Consider the following 23,692-nt stretch of genomic DNA (forward strand, 5'->3'; position numbering starts at 1 on the left):
ACTGATCGCCGACGTCCACCCGGTCTCGGCACCGGATCACAGCGGAAGGAGGACGTCGATGGCCGACGAACCCGATACGGCACGACGCGACGTGCCGCAGACTCCCGCCCGGCCGTCCGCCGCCGACGGCCGCACCGATACCGAACCGGCCCGCGCGACCGCGACCCAGACGTCGTCGGCGTCGCGACGCGTGCGCGCCCGACTCGCGCGCCGGATGACGGCCACCCGCTCGCAGGTGCGCCCGGTCCTCGAGCCCCTCGTCACCCTGCACCGGGAGATCTACCCGAAGGCCGACGTCGCACTACTGCAGCACGCCTACGACGTCGCCGAGGAACGTCACCGCGGTCAGAACCGCAAGTCGGGCGACCCCTACATCACCCACCCGCTGGCGGTGGCGACGATTCTCGCCGATCTCGGGATGGACACCACCACGCTGGTCGCGGCGCTGCTGCATGACACCGTCGAGGACACCGGGTACACCCTCGATCAGCTCGAGAAGGACTTCGGCGCGGAGGTGGCCCATCTCGTCGACGGCGTCACCAAACTCGACAAGGTGGCGCTCGGCAGCGCCGCCGAGGCCGAGACCATCCGCAAGATGATCATCGCGATGGCGCGGGATCCGCGGGTCTTGGTGATCAAGGTCGCCGACCGCCTGCACAACATGCGCACGATGCGTTTCCTGCCGCCGGAGAAGCAGGCCCGCAAGGCCCGTGAGACGCTGGAAGTCATTGCGCCGCTTGCTCATCGACTTGGTATGGCGACGGTGAAGTGGGAACTCGAGGACCTGTCCTTCGCGATCCTGCATCCCAAACGCTACGAGGAGATCGTGCGGCTGGTCGCCGACCGGGCACCATCGCGGGACACCTATCTGGCCCGCGTCCGGGCCGACATCAACAATGCGTTGTCGGCGGCCCGGATCAGCGCGACAGTGGAGGGCCGGCCCAAGCACTACTGGTCGATCTATCAGAAGATGATCGTCAAGGGACGCGACTTCGACGACATCCATGACCTGGTCGGCATGCGCATCCTGTGCGACGAGGTCCGCGACTGCTATGCCGCGGTCGGCGTGGTGCACTCGTTGTGGCAGCCGATGGCCGGCCGCTTCAAGGACTACATCGCGCAGCCGCGGTTCGGGGTGTACCAGTCGCTGCACACCACGGTGATCGGTCCGGAGGGCAAACCGCTGGAGGTGCAGATCCGCACCCACGAGATGCACCGGACCGCCGAGTTCGGCATCGCCGCGCACTGGCGGTACAAGGAGAGCGGCTACAAGGACCGGAAGGGCCGTCGTACCGACAGCACCGAGATCGACGAGATGGCCTGGATGCGCCAGCTCCTCGACTGGCAGCGGGAGGCCGCCGACCCGGGCGAATTCCTGGAGTCGTTACGCTACGACCTTGCGGTCCGCGAGATCTTCGTGTTCACCCCCAAGGGGGACGTGATCACCCTGCCCGCCGGGTCGACCCCGGTGGACTTCGCCTACGCGGTGCACACCGAGGTCGGTCACCGCTGTATCGGTGCCCGGGTCAACGGTCGACTCGTCGCGCTGGAACGGCAGCTGGAGAACGGCGAGAGGGTGGAGGTGTTCACCTCCAAGGCGCCCAACGCCGGTCCGTCCCGGGACTGGCAGGGCTTCGTCGTCTCGCCACGCGCCAAGGCGAAGATCCGTCAGTGGTTCGCCAAGGAACGCCGCGAAGAAGCGCTGGAGGCCGGCAAGGACGCGATCGTCAAGGAGGTCCGCCGCGGCGGCCTGCCCCTGCAGCGCCTGATGAGTGCGGAATCGATGGCGGCGATCGCCAAAGAGCTTCGCTATACCGACGTGACCGCTCTCTACACCGCGGTCGGCGAGAATCACGTCTCGGCACGGCATGTGGTCAACCGACTGGTGGCGGCGCTCGGTGGCATCGACGACGCCGCCGAGGAGATCGCCGAACGATCCACCCCGTCGACCATGCCGACCCGCGCGCGACAGGGCGGCGACGCCGGCGTGGTCGTCGAGGGCGTCGACAACGTGGTGATCAAGCTGGCCAAGTGCTGTACGCCGGTACCGGGCGACGAGATCCTCGGTTTCGTCACCCGGGGCGGTGGGATCAGCGTGCACCGCACCGACTGCACCAACGCCGAATCACTGCGCGCACAATCCGAGCGCATCATCGATGTGACCTGGGTCCCGTCGGCCGAGTCGGTGTTCCTCGTCGCGATCCAGGTGGAGGCACTCGACCGGCACCGGCTGTTGTCCGACGTGACCAAGGTGCTCGCCGACGAGCGGGTCAACATCCTGTCGGCGTCGGTGACCACCAGCCGCGACCGCGTGGCGATCAGCAAGTTCACCTTCGAGATGGGTGATCCCAAACACCTCGGCCACGTCCTGAACGTGGTGCGCAACGTCGAAGGCGTCTACGACGTGTACCGCGTCACCTCGGCCGCCTGAGGCGTTTCATGCCGAGGTGACGCCAGGTACGTCAGTCGGTGCTGGCGTTCTCGATCGTGACGGGGAGCTTGGGTCGTCCGTCCTCGGCCTGACCGGTGGGACCGGGGATGATGCCGCCCTTGTAGATCTTGTCGAGCACCGCGAGCCCGGCCTCGTCGACCTTGCCGACCACCGTGTAGTTGGGTGCCAGCTGGCTGTCGGCGATGACGAAGAAGAACTGGCTCGACCCGGTGTTGGACGTGCCCTGCTGCTCATTGTTGCTGTTCGCGATCGCGATGGTGCCACGCGGATAGACGACCGGTCCGCCCTGCTGGCCGCCGTAGGGGTTGTTCGCCGGTGGCTGCAGGTCGGTGGGCAGCTCGTCGGGGCTGGCCCAGCCCGGACCGCTCTGCCCGGTGCCGGTGGGATCGCCGCACTGCAGCACCTTGAGCGCTTCGCTGCCCGTCATCCGATGGCACGGGGTGTTGTTGTAGAAGCCGTTGTCGATCAGCGAGATCATCGCACCGGTGTTACACGGCGCCGACTTGCGGTCCAGGGTGACCGGGATCGCGCCCTGATTGGTGGTGAACACCGCGGCGACGGTGCCGGAATTGAGCTGCTTGTCGTCGGGCTTCGGCGAGCTGCGTAGATTCTTCTGTCCGAGCCGCACCGCCTCGTTGGTCTGCTTCTGATACGAGTCGTAGAGCGCGTACTGGCTGGGGTCGACGCCCTGCGGCGGTTTGACCGGCACGGTCCGCAGCTCATTGGACAGGTCGGTGTAGGTGCAGTCCTTGTGCGCCGCGTTGAACCGATCGGTCTGGATCTTGTCGACGATGAAGTACGTCGCCGTACCGACGATCGCTACGACGACCGCCGCGGAAACCGCGGAGATGATGATCTTGCGCTTCTTGCGGGCCTGCGCCTCGGCGTCGAGGCGTTCCTGCAGTTTGCGTTTGGCCGCTTCGCGACGCTCGGTGTTGGAGAGTTCGCGGGGCGTGGCCCCAGCGTCTGTCTCAGCAGCGTCGGCCGCGTCCTTGTCGAGCGACACGGTGTCGTCGGTGGTGGCTGATTCGCTTCCGGAACTGTCGCTGTCGGGACCTTCGGGGTCCAGCTGATCCTTGGGCTCGGCCGAATCGCTGGGCTCTTTGTTGCTCGACACGCTGTTTCCGCCCTCCCTGATGCCGTTCTGATGCCATGCGCCATGCCCGGGCAGTGGCGCCCGACACCCCATGCAGTCTGCCAGCACTGCCTGAGAACGTCGCGCACCGGGTCGAATGACAGAATGGTCGGCATGTTGATCACCGGATTCGCCGCGGGGATGTTCCAGACGAACTGCTACATCGTCGCGTCCGGGGCGGGATCGGATGCGGTCATCATCGACCCGGGCCAGGATGCGGCGCCACGGGTGCGTGAGTTGCTCGCCGAGCACGATCTGACGCCGGTCGCCGTCCTGCTGACCCACGGCCACCTCGACCACACGTGGAATGCGCAGGAACTCTGCGACGAGTATTCGATCCCCGCCTACATCCACACCGCCGATCGTCCGATGCTGGCCGACCCGGCGCAGGGCCTCGGCCGGGCGCTCGGCCCGATGCTGGGTGATCTGAGTTTCCGGGAACCGGAAAAGGTGATCGACTTCGTCGACGGTGAGCCCGTCGACGTCGCCGGCCTGCGGTTCACCGTCGACCTCGCGCCCGGCCACACGCAGGGCTCGGTGCTGCTCGGGCTCGACGTCGATATCGAGACGCCGGAAGCGGGGTCCGATGGGGAGCCGACGACGGTTCCGGTCTGCTTCTCCGGTGACGTACTGTTTGCCGGGTCGATCGGGCGGACCGATCTGCCCGGCGGCAGCCACGAGCAGCTGCTCGAGTCGATCGCGGCCAAGTTGTTGCCGCTGCCCGATCACACCCAGGTGCTGCCCGGGCACGGCCCGCAGACCTCGATCGGTGCCGAGCGCGCCACCAACCCGTTCTTGGTGGATCTGCCCGGCACCCCGACCACGAAGGGACGATTCGGACTGTGAGCCAGGGCTTCCAGGCGCCGCGGGGCATTCCCGACTACTACCCGCCGGCGTCGGCGGACTTCCGCCGGGTACGCGACACCCTCACCGACGCGGCACGACGCGCCGGCTACGGACACATCGAACTGCCGGTCTTCGAGGACACGGCGCTGTTCGCCCGGGGCGTCGGCGAATCCACGGATGTGGTCAGCAAGGAGATGTACACCTTCGCCGACCGCGGCGACCGCTCGGTCACCCTGCGTCCGGAGGGCACCGCGGGCGTGATGCGCGCGGTCATCCAGCACGGTCTCGACCGCGGCCAGCTGCCGGTCAAGCTCAGCTACGCGGGCCCGTTCTTCCGCTACGAGAAGCCGCAGACCGGCCGGTACCGCCAGCTGCAGCAGGTGGGGGTGGAGGCCATCGGTGTCGACGACCCCGCACTCGACGCCGAGGTGATCGCGGTCGCCGACGAGGGCTACCGGCGCCTCGGGCTGTCCGGGTTCCGGCTGGAGATCACGTCGCTGGGTGACGACGAGAGCCGGCCCCGATACCGGGAGGCGTTGCAGCAGTTCCTCTTCGGCCTCGATCTCGACGAACCGACACGGCAGCGGGCGCAACTCAATCCGCTGCGGGTGCTCGACGACAAACGCCCGGAGATCAAGGCCGCCACCGCGGACGCACCGCTGCTGATCGACTACCTCTCCGACGACGCGCGCGCCCACTTCGAGCTGGTGCTGGCCCACCTCGACCGTCTCGGCGTGCCCTACGAACTCAATTCGCGCCTCGTCCGCGGACTCGATTACTACACCAAGACCACCTTCGAGTTCGTGCACGATGGCCTCGGCGCGCAGTCGGGGATCGGGGGTGGCGGACGCTACGACGGTCTGATGCGCCAGCTCGGCGGCAAACAGGACCTCTCCGGCATCGGCTTCGGGCTCGGCGTCGACCGCACCATGCTGGCGTTGGAGGCCGAAGGGGTGGCCGGGACCGAGGCGGCCCGCTGCCAGGTGTTCGGCGTGCCGCTCGGGACGGCCGCCAAAGCGGAATTGGTCGGTGTCGCAGGACAATTGCGGGCCGCCGGGATCAGCGTCGACCTCGCCTACGGCGATCGCGGGCTGAAGGGCGCGATGAAGGCGGCCGACCGCTCCGGCGCGAAGATCGCACTGGTGCTGGGGGATCGGGAGATCGAGCAACGCGTCGTGGAGGTCAAGAATCTGACCGACGGTGTGCAGCAGCAGGTCTGCATCGACGATGTGGTCGGTCAGGTCCAACGCCTGCTGGGCTGATCGGCGGGCACTGGTCGATCGTCGATCAGCTGGGCCCGCCGGCCCAACTGCTCGGGCCGATCACCGAACCATCCATCACAGCCCTCCCGTCGCTGTCCGTGTCATCTCGGCTGCCAGGACGTCCAGGGTCACACCACCGAGAGCCAGTGCGCGAGTGTGGAACTCCTTGAGCGACCAGTCGGGGTGTGCGGCGAGCGCGGCCGTTCGGGTCTGCTCCCACACCCGCTGACCGAGCGCGTACGACGGCGCCTGACCCGGCCAGCCGAGGTAGCGGTCGAGTTCGAAACGCAGTACGGCGGGGTCCATCGCGACCGACGAGCTCAGGAAGGCCCACGCCTTCTCGGCGTCCCACACCCCGCCACCGAGTGCGTCCGGTGCGGGCAGCGCGCAGTGCACCCCGATGTCCACGACCACCCGGGCGGCCCGGAAGCGTTGGCCGTCCAGCATGCCCATCCGATCACCGGGATCATCGAGCCACCCGAGTTCGGCCATCAGCCGCTCGGCGTAGAGCGCCCAACCTTCCCCGTGCCCGGACGTGAAGGACGCGAGTTTGCGCCACGCGTTGAGGTCCGGATCGACGATCGCGGCGCCGAGCTGCAGGTGATGGCCGGGTACGCCCTCGTGATAGACGGTGGTCTTCTCCCGCCAGGTGTGGAAGGTGGCATGACCCGGCGGCACCGACCACCACATCCGGCCGGGCCGGGACAGGTCGGCCGTCGGCTGCGTGTAGTAGATGATCCCGGTGGACGACGGCGCGAGGCGGCACTCCAGCCGGGTGAGTCGCTCCGGGATGTCGAAGTGCCGGCCGGCGAGCCCGGTCACCGCCGCGTCGGAGGTGGCCTGCATCCACTCCACGAAGGCGTTGCGGTCGTGGATCTGATACTGCGGCAACGTATCCAGGTGTGCGAGGGCGTCGGACACCGTGCCGTCGGGTACCAGGTCGGCGGCGATCCGCCGTTGCTCGTCGATGATCGCCTCGAGGCGCCCCAGCGCCCAGTGGTAGGCCTCGTCGGGGTCGACGTCGGCGCCGAGATAGACCGGCAGGTGCAGCCGGTAGCGATCGCGTCCGATGCCGTCGTCGAGGACGGCGTCGGGCGCGACGACGGAGCGCAGGTGCTCGGCGAACCGGCCGAAGGCGTCGCTCGCCGCGCTGACGGCCCGGGCGAGCGGTTCGGCGAGGTCGGGGTCGTCGACGATGGTGGCGGTGTTGACCGCGATGGCCGCGGCCGCGCCGGTTGCCTGTTCGGCCACGTGCTCGACCTGTCGTCGGGCGGTCGGTGGACCGTGTCGCCGACGGTGTGCCAGCCCGTCGAGCACGGTGTCGAGGCAGGCGGGGACCGCGGCGAGACGTTCGACGAAGACGGCTCGCTGCTCGGGTGTGTCGGTGGACATGAGGTCGAAGATGTCGCGCACCGCCTGCAGCGGCGAGGCGATGACATTGCAGACGCCGGTGAGTTCGCCGGCGTCGGACAGGGCGACCTCGCGGCGCAGCGCCGCACTCATGGTGGCGACGGTGACGTCATCGACGTGGTCGGTGACAGGCGCGGCGGCGAGCGCCGCGAGGGTGTCGGCGGCGATGCCGGCGCGTTCGGCGACCGCGCCGGCCGAGAAATCGGTGAGCAGATGGTCGTGGCCGGGCAACCCGATCTCGGTCGCGAACACCGGATCGAGTGCGGCCGTCCGATTCAGATGGTTCTCGGCGATCCTGTCGATGGGGCTGGCGACACGGGTCGGGCCGGTCACGGGTTGCTGACGGCGAAGGTGTCGCACTTGTTCATGTCGCCGTACTGGTACCCGATGCCGAACCAGCGGGACCGCTGTGCCGCCGACCCGTGGGTCCAGCCCTCCTTGTTGGAGTTGGCCCCCTGGATCGAGTCGTCACCGATGGCCCGTGCGGTCTGCCCGACGCGCTCGATGTCCTCGGCGGTGAGCGGCTTGAGCAGCGCGTCGCCGGTGCCGTCGTCGGCGTGGTTGGCCCACACCCCCGCGTAACAGTCCGCCTGCAATTCGATCCGCACCGATCCGGCGTTGCTGCCCTGTCCGTGCTGCAGGGCGCCGGTGAGATTCTGCACGTGGTGCCCGTATTCGTGGGCCACGACGTACTCCTGGGACAGGGCGTCGTCGCTGCCGCCGAGCTGGCCCACCAGGACCTCGGAGAAGAAGGACGGATCGATGTAGACGGTCTGGTCGGCAGGGCAGTAGAACGGCCCGGTCGCCGACGTCGCGGCACCGCACCCGGTGTTCACCGACCCGGAGAAGATGTTCGTCTTGGGTGCCGTGTACCGGCTGTAGAGAGTGGGCCAGATGGTGTCGAGGCTCTTGGTGGTCGCCACGATGCGGCAGATCTCGTCGCCCTGATTGGCCATCTCGTAGGTGCATGAATCGATGTGCTGCTGGATCTGGGCAGACCCGGTGGTGTTCTGTGTGGTGGTGCCGCCGCCCATGATCTGACCGGGGTTCACCCCGAACAACAGCGCCACGATGGTGATGATCAGACCGGCACCACCGCCGAGCGCGATGCGCCCGCCACCGCCGCCACCCCCGCCACCGGTGACGTTGCCGCTGCCGATCGAACCGCTGCCTTGGAAGGTCACCCGTTGATTCTGGCATGCGCGAACCCGTTGGCTGTGGCTATCGGCGCCACCGCGGGCGGGTGGCCGGGTGCGGGGCGGACGGGCCGATGGGGCACCATTGCATCAGAGACCGGCGCGCCGTCGCAGGCTGCGCGCGCCGCATCGGTAGCTGTTCACTCCGGGAAGGACCCTTCTGTGCTCCGCACGCATTCCGCAGGTTCGCTTCGTCGCGCCGACGCGACGCAGACCGTCACCGTCGCCGGCTGGGTGGCGCGGCGTCGAGACCACGGCGGTGTGGTCTTCATCGACCTGCGCGACTCCACCGGGCTGGTGCAGGTGGTGTTCCGCGATGAGACCGTGGCTGCCGCCGCACATCGGCTGCGTGCCGAGTTCTGCGTCGCGGTGACCGGCGTGGTGGAGGTGCGTCCCGACGGCAGCGAGAACCCGAACCTGGCGTCGGGTGAGGTGGAGATCAACGCCACCGCACTCGAGGTCCTCAACGAGTCGGCACCGCTGCCGTTCCAGCTCGACGAGTCGCCGGGCGAGGAGACGCGGCTGCGCTACCGCTACCTCGATCTGCGCCGCGACGCCCCGAGCGCCGCGATCCGGCTGCGCTCGAAGGTCAACGCCGCCGCCCGCGGGGTGCTCGCCGCCCACGACTTCGTGGAGATCGAGACCCCCACCCTGACCCGCTCGACGCCCGAGGGTGCCCGTGACTTCCTGGTCCCGGCGCGTCTGCAGCCTGGCACGTTCTATGCGTTGCCGCAGAGTCCGCAGCTGTTCAAGCAGCTGCTCATGGTCGCCGGCATGGAGCGGTACTACCAGATCGCGCGGTGCTATCGCGACGAGGACTTCCGCGCCGACCGGCAACCCGAGTTCACCCAGCTCGACATCGAGATGAGCTTCGTCGACCAGGACGACGTGATCGCGCTCGCCGAAGAGGTGGTCGCCGCCCTGTGGAAGCTGATCGGCGTGGAGATCACCACCCCGATCCCGCGGATGACCTACGCCGACGCGATGCGTCGATTCGGTTCGGACAAGCCGGATCTGCGGTTCGGCATCGAACTGGTGGAATGCACCGAATTCTTCGCCGACACCCCGTTCCGCGTGTTCCAGGCGCCCTACGTGGGTGCCGTCGTCATGCCGGGTGGTGCGTCGCAGCCGCGTCGCCAGCTCGACGCCTGGCAGGAATGGGCCAAGCAGCGCGGCGCCAAGGGACTCGCATACGTGCTCGTCGGCGAGGACGGCACGCTGGGTGGACCGGTCGCCAAGAACCTCTCCGACGCCGAACGCGACGGGCTCGTGGCGCATGTCGGTGCGCAGCCCGGTGACTGCGTCTTCTTCGCGGCCGGGCCGGTCAAGGCCCAGCGCGCCCTGCTGGGCGCGGCGCGCGGTGAGATCGCGTCCCGGCTGGGCCTGATAAAGGATGATGAGTGGGCGTTCACCTGGGTGGTGGACGCGCCGCTGTTCGAACCGGCCGACGACGCCACCGCATCCGGTGACGTGGCGCTCGGAACCGGTGCCTGGACGGCGGTGCATCACGCGTTCACCGCACCCAAACCCGAGTCGGTGGACACCCTCGAGAGTGATCCGGGTGCCGCGCTGGCCTACGCCTACGACATCGTGTGCAACGGCAACGAGATCGGCGGCGGGTCGATCCGTATCCATCGCCGGGAGATCCAGGAACGCGTCTTCGAGATCATGGGCATCGGCCACGACGAGGCCCAGGAGAAGTTCGGGTTCCTCCTCGACGCCTTCGCCTTCGGGGCACCGCCGCACGGCGGCATCGCCTTCGGCTGGGATCGCATCGTCTCGCTGCTGGCCGGTGAACCGTCGATCCGTGAGGTGATCGCGTTCCCGAAGTCCGGTGGTGGTGTCGACCCGCTGACCGACGCGCCGGCGCCGATCACCCCCGAGCAGCGCAAGGAATCGGGCATCGACGCCAAGCCGGTGGTGCGCGAGAAGAAGAGTGAGCCGACGCCGGAACCGGCGGGCTAGGTCTTACGGGTAGGCCGGATCGCGCGGTGAGCGCGCCAGGGCGGGACGGGTGACGAACGTCGCCCGCCCGGCTCGCCGCCCATCCGGCACTGCCGGGCCATCTGTGATGAGATTTCTGACCATGGGTGCACGGTTGCGTGCCGGACTTCGGGAGGACGTCTCGTGACGATCAAGGTTGCACTGGAACACCGCACGAGCTACGCCTTCGACCGCCCGACGAAGATCTATCCGCACGTCGTCCGGCTGCGTCCGGCGCCGCACTCGCGGACGCCCATCGAGGCGTACTCGCTGCGCGTGGAGCCGGGCGAACACTTCCTGAACTGGCAGCAGGACGCCTTCAGCAACTATCTTGCGCGACTGGTGTTCCCGGAGCCCTCGACGTCGTTGTCGATCACGGTGAGCCTGGTGGCCGATCTCACCTCGATCAACCCGTTCGACTTCTTCATCGAGGAGTGGGCCGAACACTACGGCTTCACCTACCCCGACGAATTGCGCGGGGATCTCGAGATCTTCCTCCGGCCGGTGGGCGTGGCCGAGGGCGAGTTCGCCGGGGCGCCGGTGCATCCGTCGATCGCGGCGTTCGCGGCCGAGCACCGCCCGGTCGGCAAGGTGCGCATCATCGACTTCCTGGTCGCGCTCAACCAGGCGGTCCGTGATGCCGTCGGATACACCGTGCGCCTCGAATCCGGGGTCCAGACACCGGAATTCACGTTGTCGAGTGCGATCGGGTCCTGCCGGGACTCGGCGTGGCTGCTGGTGGCGCTGCTGCGCGAACTCGGCCTGGCCGCGAGATTCGTCTCCGGCTACCTGGTGCAGCTGGCCTCGGACGTGAAATCGCTCGACGGCCCGTCCGGGCCGGACGCCGACTTCACCGATCTGCACGCCTGGACCGAGGTGTACCTGCCCGGCGCCGGCTGGGTCGGCATGGATCCCACCTCCGGGCTGTTCGCCGGCGAGGGGCACATCCCGCTCGCCGCCACCCCGAATCCCGTTGGCGCAGCACCGATCACCGGTTCGACCGGACCGTGCCACGCCACCCTGGACTTCGCCAACACGGTCACCCGGTTCCACGAGGACCCCCGCGTCACACTGCCGTACACGCCGGATCAATGGGATCGCGTGGTCGCGCTCGGCGCCAAGGTGGACGGGCTGATGGAACGCCGGGACGTGCGTCTGACCATGGGTGGCGAACCCACTTTCGTGTCCATCGACAACCAGACCGACGCCGAATGGACCACCGCCGCCGACGGCCCGCACAAACGTCTGCTCGCCTCGCGGCTCGCCGAACGCCTGCGCCGGTCATATGCGCCCACCGGTCTGGTGCAGCGCAGCCAGGGCAAGTGGTATCCGGGGGAACCATTGCCGCGCTGGCAGATTGCGCTGTTCTGGCGTGCCGACGGGGAGCCGATCTGGCGTCGGCCCGAGTTGCTGGCCGATCCGTGGGAGAGTGCCGAGGACTGCGAAGCAGGTATCGAGCTTGAGACCTCGGGCCCGGACCCCGCCGAGACCGGTGACCCCGCGCCCGCGCAGAAACTGCTCACGTCCTTCGCCGAATCCCTCGGGTTGCCCGTCGGCCAGGTGATGGCGGCCTATGAGGATCCGCTGGTGCGGATGGGGGAGCTGGCCGCATTGCCGCCGGGCGGGCCGTCGGCGGACCCGACGGTGCAGACCGCCCGCGCCGCGGCGCTGGCGGCCGTGGCCGCCGAGGCCGGTGACGACGAGGATCTCGACCTGCCCGCCGATTCGAGCGCGGCACGTGAGGCATTGCTGGCCCGACTGGACGCAGCGGTCACCGAACCCACCGCCTACGTTCTGCCCCTGAGCCGCTCCGAAGACGGCACCGCCTGGCAGAGCGCCCGATGGACGATGCGGCGCGGACGGCTGGTGCTGACGCCGGGGACTTCGCCGGCCGGTCTGCGGCTGCCGCTGAACTCGCTGTCGTGGGGGCCGGCGCCGACGTTCTTCGAGGCGGATCCCTCGGCCCGCCCGGACGACCTGCCGGCCGACCCGGCGCTTGCCCTCGGGCATCGCGTGGTGCCGGCCGACGCGGAGGAGTTCCTGCCGCGCACGGCGCTGGTCGCCGAGGTGCGTGGCGGCCGGTTGCACGTGTTCATGCCGCCCACCTCCGAACTCGAGGAGTTCCTGGCGATGGTCGGTCTCGTGGAGGACGCCGCGGCTGCCATCGACACGCCGGTCGTCGTGGAGGGCTACGGACCACCCGCCGATGGTCGCATCACCAGCCTCACGGTGACCCCGGACCCGGGCGTCATCGAGGTGAACATCCAGCCGACGAGCAGCTTCGCCGAGCAGTCGGAACTCCTCGAATCCCTCTACGACCACGCCCGGCACGTCCGGTTGGGGACCGAGAGCTTCGACCTCGACGGCAGTCATGGCGGAACCGGCGGCGGCAACCACATCACGCTGGGCGGGACCACACCCGCCGACTCGCCGATGCTGCGCCGTCCGGACCTGCTGGTGTCGATGCTCACCTACTGGCAGCGGCATCCGTCGCTGTCGTACCTGTTCTCCGGGAAGTTCGTCGGCACCACCTCACAGGCGCCGCGGGCCGACGAGGGTCGCGAGTCGGCCCTCTACGAGATGGAGATCGCCTTCGCCGAGATCGACCGGCTCTCGGCGAAGGGCGAGTTCGGCGGGACGGCGGAGGCACCCCCGAACCCGTGGGTCACCGACCGCGCACTGCGTCATCTGCTGACCGACATCACCGGCAACACCCACCGCGCCGAATTCTGCATCGACAAGCTCTACAGCCCGGAATCCGCGCGCGGCCGGCTCGGTCTGCTGGAACTGCGCGCCTTCGAGATGCCGCCGCACCACCGGATGGCCATGGTGCAGTCGCTGCTGGTGCGTTGCCTGGTGTCGTGGTTCTGGGAGAACCCGTACCGGGCCAGGCTGATCCGCCACGGTGCCGACCTGCACGGCAAGCATCTGTTGCCGCACTACGTGATCGCCGACATCGCCGCCGTCGCCGAGGAACTGCGTGAGGCGGGGTATCCCTTCGACACCGCTTGGCTCGATCCGTTCACCGAGTTCCGGTTCCCGCGACTGGGCACGGTGCAGATCCGCGACCAGGAGGTGGAACTGCGCGGCGCCATCGAGCCGTGGAACACCCTCGGTGAGGAGTCCACCGGCACCGGCACAGCGCGCTACGTCGACTCGTCGATCGAACGTGTGCAGGTGCGGGTGCTCGGTGGTGAGGACGACCGGTACCTGCTCACCTGCAACGGGCACCCCATCCCGTTGCGCGCCACCGGGCGGACCGGGGAGCGGGTCGCCGGAATCCGGTTCCGCGCGTGGCAGCCGCCGAGTGCGCTGCATCCGACGATCTCCATCGACACCCCACTCACCTTCGACCTGGTGGACACCGTCAACAGCCGGTCCGTGGGCGGCGCCACCTATCACGTGGTGCACCCGGGTGGCCGCGCCTATGACCGGCCGCCGGTGAACGCCGTGGAGGCCGAGTCCCGCCGCAACGGACGGTTCGAGTCGACCGGTCACACGTCGGGCTTCGTCGACGTCGGCCTGCTCCGCGAACGGCAGGCGCGGCTGGCCACCGACTACGGGGTCCCCGGCATCCTGGATCTGCGACGGGCACGTACAGTTCTCCGGTGACTGTTTCGTCGGGTGAGACTCCCGGGGTGTTCGATCGGTACCGCGCCGACGGCTACACCCTCTTCGACGTCGAACAGTTCGCCGGTGGCGGCGCGGCGCGTACGAATCCCGGTGTTACAGCGCTCAATCCCGGTGGGCACTACGACGAGATGCTCGACGCGCACGGTTCGGTACGACCCGCCTGGGAGGAACTGGCCGCCGGATACCGGCTGCGTGGTGACGCCCGGCTGCGGGTGGCCGCCGACCGTCTCGCGACCGCCGTCAGCGACGACGGGGTCATCTACAACCACTTCGACGGCACCCGGACGGTGGCCCGCGACTGGCAGATCGACGCCGTCCCGCTGATCGTCGACGGGGTGCAGTGGGCGGCCCTGGAGAAGGCGCTGGCCCAGCGGTCGATGCTCCTCGACCTGCTGCTGCGCGATCTCTACCGTGATCAGCGCACCATCAGTGCCGGGCTGATCGCGCCGGAGATGGTGTTCGGCCATCCCGGATACATCCGTAAGGCCGCGCGCCTCGAGGTGTCCGGCCCGCACGCCCTGTTCCTGCACGCCGCCGACATCGCCCGGACCCCGGACGGACGCTTCGTCGTCTACGCCGACCGCACCCAGGCTCCCTCGGGCATCGGTTTCGCCATCGCGGATCGCCGTCTTCTGTCACGTACCTATCCGCAGTTGCTCCGGTCATGTGCGCCGCGTCCGATGGCCACCTTCGCCCAGACACTGCGCCTGGCGCTGTTCGACTACGCGCCGGCCGGCGTCGACGATCCGACGGTCGCCGTGCTGAGTCCCGGCAGCATGTCGGAGACCGCGTTCGACCAGGCCTACCTCGCATCGGTCCTCGGCTTTCCGCTGGTGGAGGGCGCCGACCTGACGGTCCGCGACGGTGCGGTCTACATGCGGTCGCTGGGCCGGTTCAAGCGTGTGGACGTGCTGCTGCGCCGGGTCGACGCCGCCTACGCGGACCCGCTGGACCTGCGCACCGACTCCCGGCTGGGCGTGGCGGGCCTCGTGGAGGCCATCTCGCGCGGCAATGTCACCGTGGTCAACACCCTGGGCAGCGGCGTGCTGGAGAACCCGGCGCTGCACACGGTGCTCGAGCGGGTGGCCCCCGCCCTGCTCGACGAGGAACTCGCACTCGGTTCGGTCGCCACCTACTGGGCCGGTGACGATCTGCAGCGCTCGCACATGGTCGCGGATCTGACCGGCCTGGTGCTCACCAACATACGCACCGGTGAGGAACACATCGGCGGTCTCGCCGACGCCGCCACCCGCGACACGCTGGTGCGTCGCCTGCACGCCGAGACGTGGCAGTGGGTGGGCCGCTCGCTGGAGAAGTTCTCGGTGGCGCCGACGATGACCCCCGGCGTGCTGCCCGCGCGGCCGGGGTCGGCGGTCCGCGCGGCGCCGGTCTCGTTGCGTGCGTTCAGCGTCGCGCAGGGGCCGACCTACGCGGTGATGCCCGGCGGACTCGGATCGGTGCTGGCCGACGGACTCGAAGGCGCGGCGCTGCACGCCGTCGCCGCCAAGGACGTGTGGGTGACCAGCGCCGAGGGCGGCCACGTCTCGCGTCGGTCGGAGACCAGGACCGAGCCGGCGCAGGAGGTCGCCGTCATCCGGACCGGACGGCCGGCGGGTCGCGGCTACTCCGATGTGGCGGCCGCAGCGAGTCCGCGCGTACTCGCCGACCTGTTCTGGTTCGGCCGGTACGGCGAGCGCACCGAGTTGGTGACCCGGATGGCCAAGGTGGCCCGGGAGCGCTACCAGGATTTCCAGTACCGCCCGTGGATGAGCGGGACGGCGGCGGTGCCGTTGCTGCTGCACGCCGTGGCCACCGTCACCGGGACCGCACGCTATCTGGCGACGGCCGATCTGCTCGACGGTCTGCAGTCCGCCGGCCAGGTCGACGAGGGCATCGTGAAGATCACCGACCTCACCGTCGCCCGAACCGTGCCCGGCACCGTGGCGCATTCGGTGGACCGGCTGGTCACCACGGTGCGCGCGGTGCGTGACCAGATGTCGACGAGCACCTGGATGGTGCTGACCCCGGTGGAGCGCGCGGTGGAGTCGTTGACGCGCCAGGTGAGCCGGGCGCGAGCCGGATCCGCGCAGCCGGGGTCCGGGGACATCCTGGGCGACCCCGCCCTGGACCTCGGACCCGATCTCGGGCGCACCCACGAGGAGATCCTGCACGGTGTGCTGGCCCTGTCCGGTCTGCAATCGGAATCGATGGTGCACGATGCGGGCTGGATGTTCATGGACGTGGGCCGGCGCATCGAGCGGGTGATCACGCTGGCCGACCTGACCGTCGCGATGTTCGGGCAGTCGCGCGACATCGACGTCGAGCAGTCCCTGCTGGAGTCGTATCTGACGGCCAACGAGTCGTCGGTCATCTATCGGCGCCGCAACCGCGGTCTGTATCAGCTGGCCTCGGTTGCCGAACTACTGCTGTTCGACGAGACCAATCCCCGGTCGATGATCTTCCAGCTCGACCGGATCAGGTACGACCTGCAGTCCGTGCCGGAGACCCTGCGGTCGGCGGGATGCGAACGGGCCGTGGAGGAGATGATCGCCGAGTTGCGGCGCAGTGATCCCGCCGATCTGGTGCACGTCGACGCCCAGCACAACCGCTCCGATCTGCGCGAGCTGATGACCACGCTGCGCGACGCCGCGCGTGACCTGTCCGACCTGTTGACCCGCACCCGGTTCGCGCCGCCGCATCAGGCCCAGCCGATCTGGGGTGGAGGGGAGTCATGACCGCAGTCGCCGACGTACCGGCCGGTGGGTCCGTGCGCCGCTACCGGGTGGTGCACCGCACCTGTTACATCTACGACGACGAGGTGTCGTCGTCCTATGGCCGCTGCTATTTGACTCCTCGCGACCTGCCGCAGCAGCGGGTGCACAGCTCGGAGGTGAGGATCGACCCGGAACCCGATGACCGTTCCACCGGGGTCGACGTGTACGGCAACAACGACACGTACTTCCACGTCCGGACCCCGCATCGGGCGCTCGAGGTGACCGCCGTGTCGGTGGTAGAGGTGGATCCCGTCGATACGCAGCTGCTGTTGAGTCCGGAGGCGCGGGCGCCGTGGGAACGGGCCCGCCCCGCGGAGTCGGGTGCGCTGGCGGCCGAGTTCGTCCTCGACCTCGACCCGCCGGAGATCACCGACGCGGTCGTCGACTACGCCGCGACCGTGTTCACGCCGGGCCGGCCGCTGATCGAGGCGGTGACCGACCTGACGACGCGAATCCACCACGACTTCACCTACCGCTCCGGGTCCACCGCGATCAGCACCCGGGTGGACACCGTGATGGAGCGCCGGGTGGGTGTGTGTCAGGATTTCGCGCGGGTCGCGATCGCCTGTCTGCGTTCGGTCGGCCTGGCCGCCCGCTACGAATCGGGGTACCTCGCCACCGACCCGCCGCCCGGCCGGGAACGGATCTTCGGCGCCGATGCCAGTCACGCGTGGGCGGCGGTGTGGATGCCGGGGGACCGCTGGCTGGCCTTCGACCCGACCAACGACAAGCTGGTCGACGAGCGTCACGTCACCGTGGCGTGGGGCCGGGACTACGACGACGTGCCGCCCCTGCGCGGGGTCATCTACACCGAGTCCAAGAAGAGCCGCATCGACGTGTCGGTGGATGTCAGCCCCCTCGGACCAGACGGTCCCGACGCGGGCGGCGAGGTGGCCGCGCGTTCTTGAGCGTCGTCGCGCAACTGCGCGGGTCGTCTGTTTGACGGACGCGATCGTCCTTGTGCGCCTACGGGTTTCCGCAGGAACGGGTCTTTGCCACCGAAAACCATACTGCAGTTGGGACAAGAGCGGTGACGTTCGTCAGAGCGATTGGGTAGGTTGGTTGACAACATGACGGTACTAACAGAAAGCCGCATCATGAGCGTGGTGCGGGCGGCAGAGGCCCTGCTGTCACATCGCGCCGGATCTGCGGTCGTGCTCGATGATCCCGAGGATCTCGGCGGGAGCGGACGTACCACGGTGGTGCGGGTCCGTGTCGCCGCGAACCCGCTCTCCCTCGACCGGTCGCTGGTGATCAAGGCACTCCCCGAACACGAGGATCCGCACGCCTTCCACCGCGAGATCGCGTCGTACAAGTACGCGACCGCGCTGCCGAGCGAATCACGGCCGGGCCCACAGCTGATTGCGTCGGACCCCGACATCCGGCTCATGGTGCTCTCCGACCTCGGGCACGGCCGATCGATGACCGATCTGCTGTCCGGGGTGGATCCGGTCGAGACGTCGCGGGCGGTGAGTGCGTGGGGTCAGGCACTGGGCCGGATGCATGCGGCGACCGTCGGAGGCGAGGGCGACTTCCTGGCTCTGGTGCGGCGCGGACCGTCGGGCACCGAGGGTGGCGACAGCATGCGCGACGCGGCCCGCCGTGCCGTGGACTCCCTGGCCCGCGACGCCGAGTTGCTCGAGGTGACGGTGCCGGAGTCGGTGGCCGACGCCCTGGAGACGGCGTCGACCCTGTTCGACGACGGCGATCACCGCGCGTTCAGTCCGTCTGACGTCGGCCCGGAGAACATCCTCCTCAACGAGGACGGCGTCCAGTTCATGGACTACGAGTGGGGCGGTTTCCGCGACGCCACGCTCGACATCGCGTATGCGCTGGTCACCTTCACCAGCCAGCTCGCCCCGAGCGGCGTCGCCCGGGCGACCGACCTCGAGGTCTCGATGGTAGATGCCTGGCGTTCGGAGGTCATGGGCATCTGGCCCGCGCTGGGCCACGAGCGCGAGATGCAGCACAAGGTGCTCATCGCGCGGCTGCTCTGGGTCTGGCTGTCGACGGTGTGGATGCTGCCCGGCGAGGTGCCGGTGAGCCCCGATGACGTGTCCGACGGTGACGGATACGCCCACGACTGGGCGTTGCACACCAACGACCCGCGAGTGATCGTGGCGCGATGGACCGATCTCGCCGCGGCCGCCGGCCGGGGCGGGCACCGCGACATCGAGACGTTCTCGGCCGCTGTCGGGCTGGCCCTGCAGCGGGCGTGGCTGGCCTGATCCGAGCATGGATGGATTGTTCGACCCGCCCGGTACGCCGGCGGTGAGTGGCCTCGGCGCGGGTCCACATGGCACGCGACCGGATGCCCCGCTGGCGGTCCGGATGCGGCCGCAGTCGTTGGACGAGATCGTCGGCCAGCAGCATCTGCTCGGCGCCGGGTCGCCACTGCGCCGCCTGATCAGCGGTTCCGGTGCGGCGTCGGTGCTGCTCTACGGTCCGCCCGGGACGGGCAAGACGACGATGGCCTCGCTCATCTCGCGGGCCACCGGTGGGCGTTTCGAGGCGCTGTCGGCGTTGTCGGCGGGGGTCAAAGAGGTCCGCGCCGTCATCGACATCGCCCGGCGACGACTCGTCGAGGGTCAGCAGACGGTGTTGTTCATCGACGAGGTCCACCGGTTCTCCAAGACGCAGCAGGACGCCCTGCTCGACGCGGTGGAGAACCGGATCGTGCTGCTGGTGGCGGCGACCACGGAGAATCCGTCGTTCTCGGTGGTGGCACCGCTGCTGTCCCGGTCGCTGGTGTTACAGCTGCGGTCCCTGTCTGATGACGACATCCTCGAGGTGCTCGGGCGTGCGGTCGCCGACCCGCGCGGGCTCGACGGCCGCGTCGAGATCACCGACGCCGCCCTCGATCACCTCGTCGCGGTGTCCGGGGGTGATGCCCGCCGGGCGCTGACCGCGCTGGAGGCGAGTGCCGACGCCGCGCTGCGCGAGTCGGCCGACGACGCCGGCGAACCGGGGGGGTCGGTCATCGACCTGCCCGACGTGGAGGCGGCGATCGACCGGGCGGCCGTGCGCTATGACCGCGACGGTGACCAGCACTACGACGTGACGAGCGCCTTCATCAAATCCATCCGCGGTTCCGACGTCGACGCCGCACTGCACTACCTGGCGCGGATGATCGCCGCGGGTGAGGACCCGCGGTTCATCTCGCGCCGACTGATGATCCACGCCAGCGAGGACATCGGGATGGCCGATCCCACCGCGCTGCAGACCGCCGTGGCAGCCGCGCAGGTGGTGGCGCTCGTCGGCATGCCGGAGGCGAAGCTCGCCCTCGCGCAGGCCACGATCCACCTGGCGACCGCACCGAAATCCGGTGGTGTCGTCGCCGCGATCGGGGCGGCGATCGCCGATGTGGAGGCGGGTAAGGCGGGCGCGGTGCCCGCGCACCTGCGGGACGCCCATTACGCGGGTGCCAAGAAGATGGGTAGCGGCAAGGGGTACCGGTACCCGCACGACGACCCCGACGGTGTGCTGGCCCAGCAGTACCCGCCCGACGATCTCGTCGGCGTCGACTACTACACGCCCACCGACCACGGTTTCGAGCGCGAACTCGGTCCCAGGCTGGCGAAGTTGCGCTCGATCGTGCGCCGCGTGTCGCGACGCTGAGGATGCCGTTGAGCCCGACGCGACGGGCGTGTCGTGGGTCGGATGTGGCGATGACGGTAGGCTGGTGAGTCGCGGTTCCCGGCCACCTGGATGTTCCACATCAGGAATTCAAGCTGGTGAACCGGCCGCGACACGAGACCACACGCACCAGACCGATCGAGGATGACACCCCAGTGCAGACGCATGACATCCGGAAGCGATTCCTGGATCACTTCATCAAGGCCGGGCACACCGAGGTGCCCAGCGCATCGCTGCTCCTCGACGATCCGAACCTGCTGTTCGTCAACGCGGGCATGGTGCCGTTCAAGCCGTACTTCCTCGGCGAGCAGACCCCGCCGTTCGATCGCGCGACGAGTGTGCAGAAATGTGTCCGCACCCTCGACATCGACGAGGTCGGCATCACCACCCGGCACAACACGTTCTTCCAGATGGCCGGGAACTTCTCCTTCGGCGACTACTTCAAGCGTGAGGCCATCACCTTCGCCTGGACCCTGCTGACCGGGAGCGTCGAGAACGGTGGGTACGGGATCAGCCCGGACAAGCTGTGGCCGACGGTCTACCTCGACGACGACGAGGCCGAGGCGATCTGGCGTGACGAGATCGGTGTCCCCGCGCAGCGCATCCAGCGTCGCGGGATGAAGGACAACTACTGGTCGATGGGCGTGCCCGGACCGTGCGGCCCGTGTTCGGAGATCTTCTACGATCGCGGACCCGAGTACGGCGTCGAAGGTGGCCCCGAAGCCGACGAGGACCGCTACATCGAGATCTGGAACCTCGTGTTCATGCAGAACGAACGCGGGGCCGGTGGTGCCAAGGACGATTACGAGATCCTCGGCCCGCTGCCGAAAAAGAACATCGACACCGGGATGGGGATCGAGCGTGTCGCCTGCCTGCTGCAGGGCGTCGACAACGTCTACGAGACCGATCTGCTCAAACCGATCATCGACCTCGCCGCCGAGGTGACCGGTCGTGCCTACGGCGCCGGAAACCACGATGATCGCGGCTCTGCCGCCCACGAGGACGACGTGAAGTTCCGGGTGATCGCCGATCACACCCGCACCTCGGCAATGCTCATCGGCGACGGTGTGCTGCCCGGCAACGACGGGCGCGGTTACGTCCTGCGGCGGCTGCTGCGGCGCGTCGTGCGCTCGGCCCGGCTGCTCGGCGCCGAGGAACCCACGATGGGGGCGTTCATCGGCAGGGCCATCGACCTGATGTCGCCGTCCTATCCAGAACTCGCCGAGCAGCGCGACCACATCGTGTCGGTCGCGGTGGGGGAGGAGACCTCCTTCAGCAAGACGCTCGCCGCCGGTTCCAAACTGTTCGCCGACGCCGCTGCGGCCACCAAGGCCGCCCACCGGTCGACGATCAGCGGCAGCGACGCCTTCACCCTGCACGACACCTACGGATTCCCGATCGACCTGACCCTCGAGATGGCCGCCGAGGCCGGACTCGAGGTGGATCAGGCCGGTTTCACCGGGCTGATGGCCGAGCAGAAGCAGCGCGCGAAAGCCGACGCCACCGCCCGCAAGACCGGTCATGCCGACGTCGCCGTGTACCGCGAGTTCCTCGACCGAGGGCCCACCGAGTTCACCGGCTTCGACGAACTCGTCTCGGAGGCAAAGGTTCTCGGGCTCGTCGCCGACGGCGCACGGGTGCCGGCCGCGACCCCGGGTACCGAACTGACCGTCATCCTCGACCGCACCCCGCTCTACGCCGAGTCCGGTGGACAGATCGCCGACGTCGGGACCATCACCACCGGCTCCGGGGTTCGGCTGCGTGTCACCGACGTCCAGAAGCTCGGCAAGTCGGTGTGGCTGCACAAGGTCGTCGTCGACGAGGGGGAGATCGCCGAGGGCGACGAGGTGCTCGCCGCCGTCGACGCCGGATGGCGTCACGGTGCCACCCAGGGACATTCGGGTACGCACATGGTGCACGCGGCACTGCGCGAGGTGCTCGGGCCCGGTGCCACACAGGCGGGTTCGCTCAACCGGCCCGGTTACCTGCGCTTCGATTTCCATCAGGGCTCACCGCTCACCGACAGCCAGAAGCGGCAGATCGAGGAGATCTCCAACTCCGCCGTCGAGGCCAACTATCCCGTGCACACGTTCGAAACGGGTCTCGCCGAGGCGAAGTCGATGGGTGCGCTGGCCCTCTTCGGGGAGAACTACGGTGACGTGGTGCGGGTCGTCGAGATCGGCGGACCGTTCTCGATGGAGCTGTGCGGCGGCACGCATGTGGCCGCCTCCTCCCAGATCGGCCCGGTGACCCTGATCGGCGAATCATCGGTCGGATCGGGCGTCCGGCGCGTCGAGGCCTACGTCGGCATGGACTCCTTCCGGTTCCTGTCCAAGGAACGCGCACTGCTCGCCGGTCTCGCGTCGTCACTCAAGGTTCCCTCCGAAGAAGTCCCCGGCCGCGTCGAGCAACTCGTCACCCGGCTGCGGGATGCGGAGAAGCAACTCGAGAAGGTACGCGCCGACGCGGCACGCTCGGCGGCCGCCGGTCTGGTGGAGACCGCCGAACCCGTCGGCTCGACCCTCCTGGTGGGCGGTCGGCTGCCGGATGGCCTCGACGCCAACGGTTTACGGACGATCGCCACCGATCTGCGCGGGCGGGTCGCCGACCGCGCCGCGGTCATCGTGCTCTTCTCGGTGACCGATGCGGGGGACGGCACCACCAAGGTGCCCTTCGCCGTCGCCACCACCGCGGCCGCCCGCGATGCGGGAATCAAGGCCGGCGATCTGGTCCGGGAAACCGCCCCGCTCCTCGGCGGGCGCGGCGGCGGAAAACCCGATCTGGCGCAGGGTTCGGGCACCGACGCGACCGGTATCGAGACCGCGATCGCCCGCGTGCGGGAGCTCATCGCCCGATGAGCCTCACCCGGGGACGCCGGCTGGGCGTCGATGTGGGCAGCGTCCGCATCGGCGTCGCGGTCTGTGATCCCGACGGCATCCTGGCGACCCCGGTGGAGACGGTGGCCCGTACCCCACACAACGACGACGACATCGAGCGGATCGCGACGCTCGTCGACGAGTACGACGCCGCCGAGGTCATCGTCGGGCTGCCGAAGACGCTCCGCAACGAGGCCGGTGCGGCCGCCGAGGCGGCACGCGACTTCGGCGACCGACTGGCGGCGCGTATCGCGCCCGTCGGGGTGAGCTATCACGACGAGCGGCTCACCACGGTGACCGCGCACCAGGCGATGCGCGCGAGCGGACGCAACGCGAAGTCCTCTCGCGCGGTCATTGATCAGGCGGCGGCGGTCGCTATTCTGCAGGGGTGGTTGGATGCGCGACGGTGAAAATCGCGACGGGGAAAATCGCGACGGGGAGAATCGCGGTGGCAATTATCGCGACGACAGCAATCAGGGGAGGGACCGA

Annotated in this window: 14 protein-coding genes; 11 read left to right on the top strand and 3 right to left on the bottom strand. The window is 68.9% G+C overall.

The genetic code is table 11. The features are described from left to right. The first annotated feature begins 58 nt into the window (after positions 1-58). Entirely contained in the window at positions 59-2,431 is a 2,373-nt protein-coding gene (locus GBRO_RS11480) for a RelA/SpoT family protein (protein ID WP_012834108.1), read from the top strand. Positions 2,432-2,462: 31 nt separating this feature from the next. Here the strand turns inward: GBRO_RS11480 and GBRO_RS11485 are convergent, their stop codons facing one another. Next, positions 2,463-3,569 carry a peptidylprolyl isomerase gene (locus tag GBRO_RS11485; protein ID WP_370452898.1) on the bottom strand — a complete coding sequence of 369 codons (1,107 nt, stop codon included), beginning with the start codon at positions 3,567-3,569 and terminating at the stop codon, positions 2,463-2,465. 132 nt (positions 3,570-3,701) lie between these two features. Between GBRO_RS11485 and GBRO_RS11490 the strand changes: the two genes are divergently transcribed. Then, positions 3,702-4,433: an MBL fold metallo-hydrolase gene (locus tag GBRO_RS11490; protein WP_041920444.1), complete on the top strand. Its 732-nt coding sequence runs from the start codon at positions 3,702-3,704 to the stop codon at positions 4,431-4,433. Then, positions 4,430-5,695, top strand: a complete 1,266-nt coding sequence (gene hisS, locus GBRO_RS11495) for a histidine--tRNA ligase (RefSeq protein WP_012834111.1) — start codon at positions 4,430-4,432, stop codon at positions 5,693-5,695. The genes GBRO_RS11490 and hisS overlap by 4 nt, the downstream gene beginning before the upstream one ends. 75 nt (positions 5,696-5,770) lie before the next feature. On the opposite strand, the gene GBRO_RS11500 is transcribed toward hisS, so the two are convergent. Next, positions 5,771-7,438, bottom strand: coding sequence for a DUF885 domain-containing protein (locus GBRO_RS11500; RefSeq protein ID WP_012834112.1), 1,668 nt, complete (start codon positions 7,436-7,438; stop codon positions 5,771-5,773). Further along, positions 7,435-8,289 (bottom strand): KPN_02809 family neutral zinc metallopeptidase, encoded by an 855-nt coding sequence (ypfJ, locus tag GBRO_RS11505; protein ID WP_012834113.1) that lies wholly within the window; start codon positions 8,287-8,289, stop codon positions 7,435-7,437. The genes GBRO_RS11500 and ypfJ overlap by 4 nt, the downstream gene beginning before the upstream one ends. A gap of 174 nt (positions 8,290-8,463) precedes the next feature. On the opposite strand from ypfJ, the gene aspS reads away from it, so the two are divergent. The 8 genes from aspS (at position 8,464) to ruvX (ending at position 23,613) form a co-directional block, all read left to right on the top strand. Further along, the gene (gene aspS, locus GBRO_RS11510; RefSeq protein ID WP_012834114.1) at positions 8,464-10,266 is read left to right on the top strand and encodes an aspartate--tRNA ligase; all 1,803 of its coding nucleotides are present in this window, start codon (positions 8,464-8,466) and stop codon (positions 10,264-10,266) included. A 162-nt stretch (positions 10,267-10,428) separates the two neighbouring features. Further along, entirely contained in the window at positions 10,429-13,896 is a 3,468-nt protein-coding gene (locus GBRO_RS11515; protein ID WP_012834115.1) for a transglutaminase family protein, read from the top strand. 26 nt (positions 13,897-13,922) lie between these two features. Beyond that, positions 13,923-16,652 (top strand): circularly permuted type 2 ATP-grasp protein, encoded by a 2,730-nt coding sequence (locus GBRO_RS11520; RefSeq protein WP_012834116.1) that lies wholly within the window; start codon positions 13,923-13,925, stop codon positions 16,650-16,652. After that, the gene (locus tag GBRO_RS11525) at positions 16,649-17,599 is read left to right on the top strand and encodes a transglutaminase family protein (protein WP_012834117.1); all 951 of its coding nucleotides are present in this window, start codon (positions 16,649-16,651) and stop codon (positions 17,597-17,599) included. Before GBRO_RS11520 ends, GBRO_RS11525 begins: the two co-directional genes overlap by 4 nt. Before the next feature lie 162 nt (positions 17,600-17,761). Further along, positions 17,762-18,919: a protein kinase family protein gene (locus GBRO_RS11530; RefSeq protein WP_012834118.1), complete on the top strand. Its 1,158-nt coding sequence runs from the start codon at positions 17,762-17,764 to the stop codon at positions 18,917-18,919. Between the two features lie 7 nt (positions 18,920-18,926). Beyond that, a complete protein-coding gene (locus GBRO_RS11535; protein WP_012834119.1) occupies positions 18,927-20,309 on the top strand; it encodes a replication-associated recombination protein A in 1,383 nt (460 codons plus the stop codon). Positions 20,310-20,482: 173 nt separating this feature from the next. Then, positions 20,483-23,185: an alanine--tRNA ligase gene (alaS, locus tag GBRO_RS11540; protein WP_012834120.1), complete on the top strand. Its 2,703-nt coding sequence runs from the start codon at positions 20,483-20,485 to the stop codon at positions 23,183-23,185. Beyond that, entirely contained in the window at positions 23,182-23,613 is a 432-nt protein-coding gene (ruvX, locus tag GBRO_RS11545) for a Holliday junction resolvase RuvX (protein ID WP_012834121.1), read from the top strand. Before alaS ends, ruvX begins: the two co-directional genes overlap by 4 nt. Positions 23,614-23,692 lie beyond the last annotated feature (79 nt).

It is taken from the genome of Gordonia bronchialis DSM 43247, assembly GCF_000024785.1.
GTDB classification, from domain to species: domain Bacteria; phylum Actinomycetota; class Actinomycetes; order Mycobacteriales; family Mycobacteriaceae; genus Gordonia; species Gordonia bronchialis.